Source organism: Formosa sp. S-31 (assembly GCF_051172795.1).
GTDB lineage: Bacteria > Bacteroidota > Bacteroidia > Flavobacteriales > Flavobacteriaceae > Formosa.
Map to the genome: position 1 here is coordinate 157,090 of NZ_JAENDK010000002.1, position 12,013 is coordinate 169,102.

The 12,013-nt window shown below is 35.2% G+C and carries 13 protein-coding genes and 1 tRNA gene; 8 read left to right on the plus strand and 6 right to left on the minus strand.

The features are described from left to right. Positions 1-15: 15 nt before the first annotated feature. Genes I3217_RS00895 through I3217_RS00910 form a run of 4 tightly spaced genes read right to left on the minus strand, consistent with a single transcriptional unit; the run spans position 16 to position 2,794 of the window. Positions 16-603, minus strand: coding sequence for a Maf-like protein (locus tag I3217_RS00895; protein WP_435047836.1), 588 nt, complete (start codon positions 601-603; stop codon positions 16-18). Further along, positions 603-1,514, minus strand: coding sequence for a geranylgeranylglycerol-phosphate geranylgeranyltransferase (locus tag I3217_RS00900; protein WP_435047837.1), 912 nt, complete (start codon positions 1,512-1,514; stop codon positions 603-605). Before I3217_RS00900 ends, I3217_RS00895 begins: the two co-directional genes overlap by 1 nt. 1 nt (position 1,515) lies before the next feature. Then, positions 1,516-2,046, minus strand: a complete 531-nt coding sequence (locus I3217_RS00905; protein ID WP_435047838.1) for a KdsC family phosphatase — start codon at positions 2,044-2,046, stop codon at positions 1,516-1,518. Further along, positions 2,027-2,794 carry a Rossmann-like and DUF2520 domain-containing protein gene (locus I3217_RS00910; RefSeq protein WP_435047839.1) on the minus strand — a complete coding sequence of 256 codons (768 nt, stop codon included), beginning with the start codon at positions 2,792-2,794 and terminating at the stop codon, positions 2,027-2,029. Before I3217_RS00910 ends, I3217_RS00905 begins: the two co-directional genes overlap by 20 nt. A gap of 148 nt (positions 2,795-2,942) precedes the next feature. Here I3217_RS00910 and I3217_RS00915 point away from each other — a divergent pair, with 148 nt between their 5' ends. Together I3217_RS00915 and ccsA are read left to right on the plus strand one after the other, a co-directional pair. Next, positions 2,943-3,344 carry a group III truncated hemoglobin gene (locus tag I3217_RS00915; RefSeq protein ID WP_435047840.1) on the plus strand — a complete coding sequence of 134 codons (402 nt, stop codon included), beginning with the start codon at positions 2,943-2,945 and terminating at the stop codon, positions 3,342-3,344. A 112-nt stretch (positions 3,345-3,456) separates the two neighbouring features. Beyond that, positions 3,457-6,657 carry a cytochrome c biogenesis protein CcsA gene (gene ccsA / locus I3217_RS00920; RefSeq protein WP_435047841.1) on the plus strand — a complete coding sequence of 1,067 codons (3,201 nt, stop codon included), beginning with the start codon at positions 3,457-3,459 and terminating at the stop codon, positions 6,655-6,657. Between the two features lie 6 nt (positions 6,658-6,663). On the opposite strand, the gene I3217_RS00925 is transcribed toward ccsA, so the two are convergent. Both I3217_RS00925 and I3217_RS00930 read right to left on the minus strand, forming a co-directional pair. Continuing rightward, positions 6,664-7,377 carry a DUF3307 domain-containing protein gene (locus I3217_RS00925; protein ID WP_435047842.1) on the minus strand — a complete coding sequence of 238 codons (714 nt, stop codon included), beginning with the start codon at positions 7,375-7,377 and terminating at the stop codon, positions 6,664-6,666. Between the two features lie 6 nt (positions 7,378-7,383). Next, entirely contained in the window at positions 7,384-7,974 is a 591-nt protein-coding gene (locus tag I3217_RS00930) for a transcriptional regulator (RefSeq protein WP_435047843.1), read from the minus strand. A gap of 192 nt (positions 7,975-8,166) precedes the next feature. Between I3217_RS00930 and mscL the strand changes: the two genes are divergently transcribed. From mscL to I3217_RS00960, 6 genes are all read left to right on the plus strand, one after another. Further along, complete coding sequence (mscL, locus tag I3217_RS00935; protein ID WP_435047844.1) at positions 8,167-8,616, plus strand: large conductance mechanosensitive channel protein MscL; 450 nt, start codon at positions 8,167-8,169, stop codon at positions 8,614-8,616. Positions 8,617-8,899: 283 nt separating this feature from the next. Then, positions 8,900-9,505 carry a glutathione peroxidase gene (locus I3217_RS00940; RefSeq protein WP_435047845.1) on the plus strand — a complete coding sequence of 202 codons (606 nt, stop codon included), beginning with the start codon at positions 8,900-8,902 and terminating at the stop codon, positions 9,503-9,505. Positions 9,506-9,509: 4 nt separating this feature from the next. Then, entirely contained in the window at positions 9,510-10,682 is a 1,173-nt protein-coding gene (locus I3217_RS00945) for a trans-sulfuration enzyme family protein (RefSeq protein ID WP_435047846.1), read from the plus strand. 89 nt (positions 10,683-10,771) lie between these two features. Next, positions 10,772-11,488, plus strand: coding sequence for a bacillithiol biosynthesis deacetylase BshB1 (gene bshB1 / locus I3217_RS00950; RefSeq protein WP_435047847.1), 717 nt, complete (start codon positions 10,772-10,774; stop codon positions 11,486-11,488). A gap of 76 nt (positions 11,489-11,564) precedes the next feature. Further along, positions 11,565-11,640, plus strand: a tRNA-His gene (locus I3217_RS00955). A gap of 53 nt (positions 11,641-11,693) precedes the next feature. Beyond that, entirely contained in the window at positions 11,694-11,960 is a 267-nt protein-coding gene (locus I3217_RS00960) for a GIY-YIG nuclease family protein (protein WP_435047848.1), read from the plus strand. Positions 11,961-12,013: the final 53 nt, after the last annotated feature.

The following is a 12,013-nucleotide window of genomic DNA, read 5'->3' on the forward strand; positions in this document are numbered from 1 at the left end:
AAAAAATAAATAATTTTAGGAAACGATTTCGTTTAAAACTTTATATACTAAATGAACGGGGAGGCCAACAACGTTAAAATACGAACCTTCAATTTTAGTTACTCCAATATAGCCAATCCATTCCTGAATGCCGTAAGCCCCGGCTTTATCAAAAGGTTTACAGGTTTCTATATAGTAATTTATTTCCTCATCACTAAGTGCTTTAAAAGTAACTTTTGTAACAGCATTAAGTGTTTTTACAAAAGATTTTGTTGTAAAGCAAACAGAGGTGATGACTTCGTGAGTCGTATTGCTTAAAGATTTTAGCATGTTGAATGCTTCTGTTTCGGTTTTGGGTTTACCGAGAGCTGTTTCATTATGCCATACTATAGTATCACTTGTAATTAAAATATCATCCGAATCCAGGTGTTCTTTAAAAGGAAGAGCTTTGAGCTGAGCCAGATAATCACTGATTTCAAAATGACGCAATCGTTGTGGGTAAATTTCGTCTACCGGTTTTAATTCGACTTTAAAATTTAAGCCCAAATCCTTAAAAAATTGTTGTCTTCTTGGGGAACCAGAAGCAAGAATTAGGTTATAGTCTTCTATATTTTGGTTTAACATTAGTACAGAGTTAAGCTATTTATGTATAAAGATAATAAACCGAATAACATGACAAGTTTTAGTGTGGAACTAAGCTGATGAAATTCCTTTTTGGATTTAGCACTAAACAACTGAATGATGATATAAATTAAAGGACCAATAATTAAAAAAGTATAATAGACTACAGCAAACGGCTGTTTGTATAGTTCCATAATTACATAATAAAGAATCAGGGATAATGGGATGCAGGTTAAAATAGAGGTTAGTTTTGCAGTCCGGTTTCTGCCTATAAGGATGGGTAGAGTACTAATGCCAGAAGCATAATCGCCATTAATATCCTCGATATCTTTAATGATTTCCCGAATTAAATTAAGAATAAATGCCAGTCCGGAATAACCTGAAACTAGTTTTATTACTTCTAATTGTATCAGTTTGTTTTGAGTCGTTATGGCTGGAAGAACATCGAAAATACCAACTATTAAAAGACTGAAAGCTACGAGGCATGACACAACAATATTTCCTAAAATAGGGATACCTTTTAAAAAAGATGAATACAAATACAGTACTATGGAAATACATACGAAAACAGTGAAAAATCCCCTTTTTCCTATAGTATGAGACAGGTAAAAACCGAGTAGAATACCTATACTATTAAAAGTTATAAAAAGGGTTAATCCAGCTTTTTCCGAAATGTATCTGCCAATAATTAATTTGTCAGGTTTGTTAATTCGGTCTGCGTTTACATCGAAAATATCATTGATGATATTTCCTGCAGCAGCTAATGCAATTGTAGAAATAACAAGAAGTGTAAACTGAATACCATTTAATGTTATAGAGGCATTTAAACTTGGAAACAGAACGTATTTAATAAGAACCTGAGCAAAAACAATAAGCAGGATGTTTTGCCAGCGAATAAGATTTAAAAAGGGCATTCTAATCGTATTGGGCGTCAAAATTGCCGCTCCATTTGCCCTGCACTTTTAAAACCTGTTCTATCACATCTCTTACTGCACCTTTCCCTCCGTTTTTATGAGAAACGTATTTGGAAATGTTTTTAATTTCGGGTACAGCATCTTGTGGGCAGGCAGCTAAGCCTGCAATTAGCATTACCGGATAATCTGGAATGTCGTCTCCCATGTAAAGGACATTTTCTGTTTTAATGTCGTATTTTAAGAGAATTTCATCCAGCTGATCTATTTTATTGTGTGCTCCAAGGTAAATATCGGTAACACCTAAACCTTCAAGGCGTTTTCTAACCCCTTCATTAGACCCTCCGGAAATCACACAAATTCTATAACCGGCATCTATAGCTGTTTTTATAGCATAACCGTCTTTTACATTCATGGTACGTAACATTTCTCCTGCTGTGGTTACGACAACAGAACCATCTGTTAAAACGCCGTCAACATCAAAAATAAATGTTGTAATGTGAGTAAGGTATTCCTTATAGCTTTTTTCTTCCATGAGTGTATGCAATTGAATCGGTTAGTAGTTCGTATATCGCTTTATGATGCGGGTTTTCAATTAATTTTAAATGTTTTTTAATGGTTTTTTTATCACGCCTTACAGCAGGGCCGGTTTGTGCCATGTATGGTGACATGGTTTGCACTTTTTTGGCTGTTTCCAGAATCAGGGGCTTCAAAATATCAAAGTCAGATAAATTAGCTTCGGAAATTTCATGCCCGATACGATATAACTGATTCGTGAAATTATTCACAAAAACAGCTGCTAAATGTAAGCGTTTGCGTTGTTCTGTAGAAATTTTATAATTCGGACTGCCAAGAGCTGCAGCTAAAGACTGTAACAGAGATAAATCGGAATTTTCAATGGCTTCAAGACAAAAGGGAACGTCTGAAAAATCCAGATCAGCTCCTTGAGTAAAGGTCTGAAGCGGATAAAATACACCGCGTCTGTTTTTTTTATCCAAATCGTAGAGACTTACCGTGCCAGAGGTGTGCACAACAAATCGATTGTTAAAAGGCAATGATTGCGATAATTCTGCAACAGCATCATCACTTACCGAAATAATATAAATATCGGCTTCTTTTATGTCGTTTAAAGAATCGGTAATGTCTACTTCGTTGGCGTAAGTAGATATACGTTTAATATTACGGTTATACCATTGGGTAACGGTAATAGTATCGGAAGCTTTTAAAGCTTTATACAAATGTGTAGCGACATTTCCGGCGCCAAGTAATACGACTGAAATCATGCTGCTAAAATAGTATATTTAGTTCTAATAGTAGGCTAATCCTATAATTTATGCGCATTGGTTTTCTCATCATGTTTTTATAATTACGCAAAGGATTACGGTATGTACTGTATATCTTTGTGAAACTTTACGTTATAAAAGAAAATTAATGAAAGAGGTCTTAGCAGATATTTCTAACAGGGAAGATGTGTTTAAACTGGTTTCTGCGTTTTATGATAAAATAAGAGCCGATCAGTTTTTAGGTCCGTTTTTTAACACCAGAATTACAGACTGGGACGAACATTTAAATACATTAACCACTTTTTGGGAGTCGAGTTTATTTTTAAAAACAAAATATTACGGTAACCCGTTAGAAGTGCATATTAAAGTAGATAGGGAAAATGAGTATGGTATTACTCAGGAGCATTTCGGCGCCTGGTTAAATATCTGGATTCGGACTATTGATGAGTTGTACTCGGGGGAAACCGCAGAAAATGCGAAACAAAGAGCGCGTAAAATGAGTACCTTTTTATATCTGAATATTTATAAATCAAGACCAGGAAATCAATAAGATTAACCTCTTAAAATTAAGTTAAATTTAACAATCATTCTTTTTAATCTGTAGCCTTCAACCGAACTAAATAGGTTAAATTTGCAACGCTTTAAAAATAAGAGTATTTATTATGCAAAATAAACTTGCCAAAATTCTTTTTTCTACACGACTTACTGCTATTTTATTTTTGGTTTTCGCCGGAGCGATGGCTATAGGTACATTTATGGATGCCGGAGAAGCAACTTCACCAACGCCATATTCCCGAAATTTAATTTATAATACCTGGTGGTTCGAGGCTATCATGGTGTTTTTTATGATTAATTTTATAGGAAACATTAAGCGTTACAGACTCCATAAAAGAGAAAAGTGGGCATCGTTAATTTTGCATTTGGCTTTTATATTTATTTTGTTGGGAGCCTTTATTACCAGATACGTGGGATTTGAAGGTATGATGGCTATTCGAGAAGGCGCAACAGAAAATACATTTCTCTCTCAGAAAACATATATCACCACTTATATCGACGGTGATTATATGATTGATGGCGTGCCACAGCGTCTGCCTTTAGAACGAGAAGTTGATTTTTCACCACGATTAAACAATACATTTAAAATTGAAACGAAATACGATCAGCAACCGGTAACTATCGAATTAGTCGATTTTATTGGGGGAGCCGAAGAAGATATTATCCCGGACGAAGAAGGAGAGTCGTATTTAAAACTTGTAGAAGCTGGTGGTGGTAAGCCGCATAATCACTTTTTAAAATCGGGAGAAGTTCAAAGTATTCATAATATACTTGTAGCACTGGATAAGGAAACTCCGGGAGCAATAAATATTTATGACAGACCGGATGGAATTTATATCCATTCTCCGTTTGAAGGGGAATTTATGACTATGGCAACTATGGCCACCGGAAAGCTGGAAAAGGACAGTCTGCAACCATTAGCCTTAAGATCGCGATATGTAATAGGAAATATGCAACTTGTGTTTCCTAAACCCGTGATAAAAGGTAAGTTTGGTATTGTAAAAAAAGCAGAATTTCTTAAAAATGATGAAGATGGCGTTCTGCTAAAAGTGACGACTAATGGAGAAACTAAGGAAGTTGGATTGCTTGGCGGAAAAGGTTCTAATGGCGAGTTTAAACAAATAGAAGTTGGTGGTCTGGACTTTGCATTTAAATACGGATCTAAAGGTTTGGAGCTTCCGTTTAGTATAAAACTTAACGATTTTGAAGCTGAACGCTATCCGGGAACAGAGAAAAGTTATTCTGCATTTTCCAGTAAGGTTACCGTTCTGGATGAAGAAGAAGGTGATTTCGATTATAAGATTTACATGAATCACATTTTAGACCATCGTGGATATCGATTTTTTCAATCTGGATTCGATCCGGATGAAAAAGGAACAATCCTGTCTGTGAATCACGATTACTACGGTACCTTATTTACTTATATCGGTTATTTCTTGCTGTATTTTGGTTTATTAGCCATTTTATTCAGTAAAGGTACCAGATTTGGAGATTTAAGACGTATGTTAAACAGTGTTAAAGCTAAGAAGGCTAAGTTGTTACCAGTAATTTTATTGTGTTTTACGGTAAGTGGATTGGCTCAAACCGAACAACATACAGAAGATCACGACCATTCGGTGCATTCAAAACCAAATCAGCAACAAATAGATTCGGTTTTAAAGGCCAATATCACGTCTAAAGACCATGCCGATAAATTTGGACATATGGTTATTCAGGATTTAGGTGGAAGAATGATGCCGGTAAATACGTATGCTTCTGAATTATTAAGAAAATTAACCAAATACGATACGTATTCTGATTTTAATGCTAATCAGGTATTCTTATCCATTCAGGAGAGCCCGTTACTGTGGTACAATGTTCCGGTAATTTATCTTAAAGCTAAAAAAGCAGATTCTATAAGGCATATTATTGGGGTTTCAGAAACACAAAAATATGCTACTCTGGCCGACTTTTTTACAGATAGAGGAGAGTATAAGCTGGAGCCATTTTTGGAAGAAGCTTATAAGGCCCAGGTACCTAACGGTTTTCAGAAAGAATTTAAAGAAACCGATCAGCGTGTAAATTTATTGTATAACACGATTGAGGGGCGTTCCTTGCGTATTTTTCCACTTCCGGAAAACGAAAACAACAAATGGATTTCTTCAATAGAATACCGTACAGGAAATTATAAAGTTCAGGATTCATTATATGCAAACTTTATAAATAGTGGGTTTTCGGCTTATTTAATGACCTTAAATCAGGCGAAACGTACAGGAGACTATTCCGATGCCAATAAATTACTGGATGCATTTCATAAAACTCAAATGGAATATGGCAGTGCGGTTATGTTATCGGATAAGAAAGTGAAAACAGAAATCCTTTATAATAAATACGATATTTTTAAGAAACTGTTTAGCTGGTATATGTACGCAGGAACTTTACTGTTCATTGTGCTTATAGTTCAGATTTTTAATAGTAACAATAAAGCTGTTAACTTAGGAGTAAACGTGTTAAAAGGTATTGTCGTGCTTCTGTTTATTTTGCATACTGCAGGTTTAATAGCGCGTTGGTATATTTCCGGACACGCACCTTGGAGCGATGCTTACGAGTCTATGATTTATGTCGCCTGGGCAACCATGTTATTTGGATTACTGTTTGGACGTCGAAGTGATTTAACGATTGCAGCAACGGCTTTCGTAACTTCCATGATTTTAATGGTGGCGCACTGGAACTGGATGGATCCGGCTATTGCGAACTTACAGCCGGTATTAGATAGCTATTGGTTAATGATTCATGTTGCTGTAATTGTAGCCAGTTATGGTCCTTTTACATTGGGTATGATTCTTGGGTTAACCGCTTTATTCCTTATGATTTTCACTAATAAGGAAAACAAGGAAAAGATGGGAATTAATATTCGTGAATTAACTGTAATTAACGAAATGGCTCTTACCGTTGGTCTGGTTATGTTGACAATAGGGAATTTCCTTGGAGGGATGTGGGCTAATGAAAGCTGGGGGCGCTACTGGGGCTGGGATCCTAAAGAAACGTGGGCGTTAATTAGTATTATGGTGTATGCATTTGTAATACATATGAGACTTGTGCCTGGACTTAGAGGGCGATTTGGGTTTAATCTGGCTTCTATTTTAGCATATTCCAGTATTATGATGACTTATTTTGGAGTGAATTTTTATTTAGCGGGACTTCATTCTTATGCAAGTGGTGATCAGATAGTAAGTGTCAAGTTTATTTTAATTGCTCTGGCTATTATTGCCGTTATAGCTGCTTTCGCTTATAGTAAATACGCTAAATTTTACAGAAAAGGAAAATAATTTTATTTACAATAAAAGGATAAGGTAGTTAAAAACCAATCCGCAACTTATAGCAAGACCGAAACTTAGCAGGGTGCCAATTAAGATGTATTCTGTTAGCTTTCGGTCTTTGGCTTTCGAGAGATCTCCAAAACGAAAGACTGATTTCGCGGCAATTAAAAATCCAATGCCTTCCCAATAGTTCATTACAACAAAAGCAAAAACGAATAGGCGTTCCAATATGCCAATATACGCTCCGGCATCTTTTAGTGACGCTTCGTTGTTTTCTTCTAAAGCCCATTTAGATATTATGGTTTTCATTATAATTGATGATACTGTAGTTACGAATATTACACAGGTAAAAGTTAGTAGTATTTTGGGATTGTAAATGGTTTCCAGTTGAAAGGAAAAAGGTTCGTAAATATATGTTGTTATGGCAAGGACTAGTAGATGCGCTATCTGGTCTAAGGTAAATAACCATCGTGTGTTTAATTTTTGTGTTAATAGTAATTTAATTAAGTCTATTATATAGTGGGAAATTGTAATTAGTAAAATGCCCCAGATGTATTTAAAGTTAAACTGAAGTAGTATTATAAGAGCCAGAAAATGGATGGCGGTATGAAAATACAGGTATTTAGATTGCCATGTTTTTTGTTCTTTATCCTGTACCCAGGACGACGGTTGTAAAAGGAAATCTCCAATAAAGTGGGCTAAAAGTAGTTTGATAAATAGGGCTAACATAAGGTTTTAAATATTTTGAGTATAATATTCCAGTAGTTTTAAAATTTCGTCGTATCCAGATCGCTTTAAGCCCTGACTTACATTTCCTTGGGTACTGTTCGTAAGTTTAGCCAGTTGTTTTTGATTATAATCCGGATGTTCCAGAGCTAAAGTTATCAGATGGGCTGTTGTGGGCGTCCAGGAATTCATGGTTAAAAGGGCTAAGCCAAGCATAATATTGATGGTAATATCAAATTCCGGATATTCCGATTTTACAGCCAGGGTCGTTTTTTTTAAGTTTTCGAAGCATTCACCTGAATTAACAAATGCCGAGCCATTTGATTCTGTTATAGCTCCTGATGCATAAGATTTTTCTCCAATTCCTATCGCTAAACGAACATCTATATCTTTTAATTGTTTTATACTGGCTTTAATGAGTATGGCTGTTTTTAAAGCAAGTTCAGGTGGTGTTTCCAGTTGAAAACTATCTCCGCGGTATATTTCCCAGGTTTTAGGAGACGTACCAAATTTACTAAGGGTGTCCTTCAAACTTTCTAGCCATAGTTTAGGTAAATGCGCTCTGGAATTTATAATGTCTCCTGTAATAATACTTGTCATGGTGTATTGGTTTCAATCAAATATATTTGAAATCTCTTAAATTTCAAAATTATTAGCTTTAAAGATTATTTTTTTAATTATTAGCTTTAGGTATTATAAATATTATTATTAGTATATTAGGTAATATAATTAGATGTGTTTTACATTTTGTTAAGGGGCTGATATAAAATATATTTGTTAAAAAACAAGTGTATGAAACTTATTCAGGAATTTAAGGAATTTGCCGTAAAAGGCAATATGATCGATATGGCTGTGGGGATTATTATCGGGGCCTCATTTAATAAAGTTATAGATGTTTTGGTTAAGGAGGTTTTTATGCCGCCATTATCATTACTGTCGGATGGAATCCATTTTCAGGATAAAGTATGGGTGCTTCGCGAAGGAGTCAAAGATGCCAGTGGTACTGTTGTTAAAGAACAAATCGCCATTGGGTACGGGGCTTTAATTGAAGCTTTTTTGGATTTTTTAATTATAGGATTTACCGTATTTCTAGTTGTAAAGTTTATGAACAGGTTGCGCAAAAAAGCTCAGGATCCTGAAGATAAAACGGTGGAAACTCCTAAAGATATTCAGTTATTAACTACCATTAATGAATCGCTCAAAGAGCAAACAAGCTTATTAAAGGGAAAAATGAAATCCTAATTAAAATGAAAAAACTACCAATAATAACAAGTATTACCAGTAGTTTTTCTCCCAAGGTCAATTAATAGCATCTTTGTATATGGTAATCTTAATTTAAAATTAAGACTTAAATATTTCGAGACAGGTTACAAATGTATTTTAAGAATCTATAGTGTGAAATACCCATTTTTGGGTATTTTTTGATTTCGGTTTATTGAAACAGAAAGGAATTTAAATTAAACATTCCTTAATTTTATACACTATATAAGTTAACTGAAAGCGTATATTTTTATACCTTTAAAATATGAAAAAAATAGTTTTATTAGGGCTTGTATTCTCTTTATTTTCTTGTAAAGAACAGGCTAAAACCACAGCAGAACTGGCAATGACACCAAATGGAATACAAATAAATACAGATGATACTGTAGAAAAGGAAAGCATCTATCAGTTTAAAGTAACCGATTTGTATGGTAATCCGTTTGATTTTGCGTCTTTAAAAGGGAAAAAGATTATGGTTGTTAATACCGCAAGCGAGTGTGGTTTAACTCCGCAATACGAAAATCTTCAGGAATTGTATGAGAGATATAAAGAAGATAATTTTACCATAGTGGGATTTCCTGCAAATAATTTTGGAGGGCAGGAGCCAGGATCAGATCAACAAATAGCAGAATTCTGTAAAGCTAATTACGGTGTAAGTTTTCCTATGATGAGTAAAATTTCTGTAAAAGGATCAGATATGCATGAGGTGTATAAGTTCTTAACAGAGAAGTCCAGAAATGGTTTGGAAGACTCAGAAGTACAATGGAATTTTCAAAAGTATTTATTAGACGAAAACGGTTATTTAGTTCGTGTGGTTTCTCCAAGAACCTTACCAACAGATGAATCAATAATTTCTTGGATTAAAAGTTAGTAATATGACAAAAAAGCAAGGCATACAAACCATTTGTACACATGTTGGGGAAATTGAGGATACGCAGTTTAAAGGTGCTGTGTCTCCAATATATATGTCAACCTCTTATCAGTTCGATGAGGTCGATGTACGACGTTATCCACGTAGTTTTAATACGCCAAATCAGGAAGGATTATCTAAAAAAATAGCAGCATTAGAGCATGCCGAAGCCGGAATGATATTTGCTTCCGGAATGGCTGCAATAAGCACAACTTTACTGGCTTTTTTAAAGGCAGGAGACCATATTGTGGTTCAGAATACCTTATACGGAGGAACCAGTAATTTTATTCGCGAACAATTTCCTAAATACGGTATAGAATTTAGTTTTACAAAAGGGTATGAGGTGGCTGATTTTGAAGCAGAAATTAAGGCCAATACCAAAGTGGTGTACATAGAAACACCATCAAACCCCATGTTAACGATTACCGATTTAAAAGGAATTTCGGATTTGGCCAAATCAAAAGGTTTATTGACTATTATAGATAATACATTTGCGAGTCCTGTAAACCAGAACCCAATAGATTTTGGTATTGATATCGTAGTACATTCAGCCACGAAATATCTTGGAGGACATAGCGATATTCTGGCAGGTGCCGTTGCCTGTTCCGAAGCGCATATGCGGGAAATATGGAGTGTAGCAAAGAATTTAGGAGGAAGTTTAAGCGATTTCATGGTTTGGATGCTGGAGCGAAGTATTAAAACTTTAGTATTACGGGTTAAAGCACAAAACAGAAACGCCAAGAAACTGGCTAAATTTTTAGCCAATCATAAGGATATTAAAGAAGTAAATTATCCCGGACTTAAAAGTCATCCCCAATACGCTTTGGCGAAATCTCAAATGAAAGGATTCGGAGGAATGATGTCTTTTGAACTTCAAGAAGGACTGGATGCCTTAGAGTTTCAAAAAGCATTGAAATTAATAAAGCCTTCTATGAGCTTAGCAGGGGTAGAAAGTACGATGTTATCTCCTTATCTGACCTCTCACGGATTAATGTCTCAGGAGGAACGCGATAGCATAGGAGTAACCGCCAGTTTAATTCGTTTTTCAGTGGGCATTGAGAATAAAGAAGATATTATACAGGATATCGAGCAGGCTTTGGCAGCGGTTAAAAAAAAGGCTAAGCAGGAAGTCCTGTAGGTAAGTGTGATTCTAGGAAAACAAACTAATTCTCAAATAACATCATATATAACGACTTTAATTACATTAAGGAAAATTAAAACATTAAAATGAAATTAGATATACTTGCCATAGGCGCACATCCCGACGATGTTGAATTGGGATGTGGAGGAACTATAGCAAAAGAAATTTCCAACGGAAAAAGTGTTGGTATTATAGATTTAACAAGAGGCGAATTAGGTACTCGCGGAACCGAAGAAACCAGAGCAGAAGAATCGGCAGAGGCTGCAAAAATATTAGGTGTTTCAGTGCGTGAGAACTTAGGTTTTGCTGATGGTTTTTTTGTGAATGATAAGAAACATCAGTTGGAAATTATAAAAATGATACGAAAGTATCAACCTGAAATAGTACTATGTAATGCTATTGATGATCGGCATATAGATCATGGAAAAGGAAGTAAGCTGGTAAGCGATGCTTGTTTTTTAAGTGGTCTAAAGAAGATAGAAACAGAGATGGATGGGATATCTCAGGAACAATGGCGACCAAAACTGGTGTATCATTACATTCAGTGGAAAAATATTGAGCCGGACTTTGTAGTTGATATTTCCGATTTTATCGAAATGAAAGAAAAGGCTGTTTATGCCTATAAAACTCAGTTTTTCGATCCGGCTAGCAAGGAGCCGGAAACGCCAATTTCAAGTAAAAACTTTACCGATAGTATAAATTATCGAGCAAGAGACCTCGGACGCTTAGTTGGGGTGAAATTTGCAGAAGGCTTTACATCAGAACGTTATGTGGCCGTTGAAAATTTATTTGATTTAAAATAGAAAATAATTGAAAAAAAGTTTGTGATATCTGTAATTTCGTTTAAATTTGCACTCGCATTACGAAATGCAACAACATGGTGGTTGTAGCTCAGTTGGTTAGAGCGCCTGATTGTGGTTCAGGAGGTCGTCGGTTCGAGACCGATCTTCCACCCAGAAAGACCAAGCCTTCCTTTTTTAAGGAGGGCTTTTTTTGTATATTGAAATAATGTTTTTCGTTTATATTTTATATTCAGAGAAGTTAGATGTATACTACAAAGGTTATACAAATTCAGTATTTAAACGTTTGCACCGCCATAATTCTGGATATGAAAAATATACTTCAAGAGGTATTCCCTGGAATTTAATTTTGGTTCTCCCTAAATCAACAAAATCAGAAGCCATGGTGTTAGAAAGGAAACTTAAGAATTTAAACCGTGTTAGATTGGAAAGTTTTATACTAAAATACAAAGAATCGAGTCAAGACGATCAATAAGGTTGATGTCTTGATGCTGACTGTGAACGTCAGCAACCGATCTTCCACCCAGA